Here is a 999-nt window from a genome sequence, read left to right as displayed (position 1 = left end):
TTGATTGGTATCTACTTTAGTATTCAATATTAACTTCTGGCGAAGTTAAACTGTCACAAAACAAAGACCCGTTTGGGTTGTATGGTTAAGTGACTAAGCGTACACGGTGGATGCCTTGGCAGTTGGAGGCGATGAAGGACGTATTAACTTGCGATAAGCCTAGTCAAGCTAGTAAAAAGCACTTGAGACTAGGATTTCCGAATGGGGAAACCCACCTGCTTGCAGGTATCGTTAACTGAATACATAGGTTAACGAGGCGAACGCGGAGAACTGAAACATCTAAGTACCCGTAGGAAAAGAAATCAACCGAGATTCCGAAAGTAGCGGCGAGCGAAATCGGAACAGCCCTTAAGCTTATTATGTGTTAATGGAAGGCTCTGGAAAGTGCCACGATACAGGGTGATAGTCCCGTACATGAAAAGACATTTTAAGTGAAATCGAGTAGGTCGGAGCACGTGAAACTTTGACTGAATATAGGTGGACCATCATCTAAGGCTAAATACTCCCAACTGACCGATAGTGAACCAGTACCGTGAGGGAAAGGCGAAAAGAACCCCTGTGAGGGGAGTGAAATAGAACCTGAAACCGTGTACGTACAAGCAGTAGGAGCAGACTTGTTCTGTGACTGCGTACCTTTTGTATAATGGGTCAGCGACTTATATTTTGTAGCGAGGTTAACCGATTAGGGTAGCCGTAGGGAAACCGAGTCTTAACTGGGCGAATAGTTGCAAGGTATAGACCCGAAACCCGGTGATCTAGCCATGGGCAGGTTGAAGGTTGAGTAACATCAACTGGAGGACCGAACCCACTAACGTTGAAAAGTTAGGGGATGACCTGTGGCTAGGAGTGAAAGGCTAATCAAACCGGGAGATAGCTGGTTCTCCCCGAAATCTATTTAGGTAGAGCCTCGGACGAATACTTACGGGGGTAGAGCACTGTTAAGGCTAGGGGGTCATCCCGACTTACCAACCCTTTGCAAACTCCGAATACCGTAAAGTA

General features: G+C 46.1%; 1 rRNA gene. It reads left to right on the top strand.

Going from position 1 to position 999, the window contains the following annotated elements:
• Nucleotides 1–83 precede the first annotated feature (83 nt).
• Nucleotides 84–999 (top strand): 23S ribosomal RNA (locus MTF67_RS18430); the annotation flags it as partial.

This window comes from Pseudoalteromonas sp. 2CM32C (genome assembly GCF_023161925.1).
In the GTDB taxonomy this organism is placed as follows: Bacteria; Pseudomonadota; Gammaproteobacteria; order Enterobacterales; family Alteromonadaceae; genus Pseudoalteromonas; species Pseudoalteromonas marina.
Note: the sequence above shows the minus strand (reverse complement) of the source record. Positions and strands in the feature narration are given on the sequence as shown.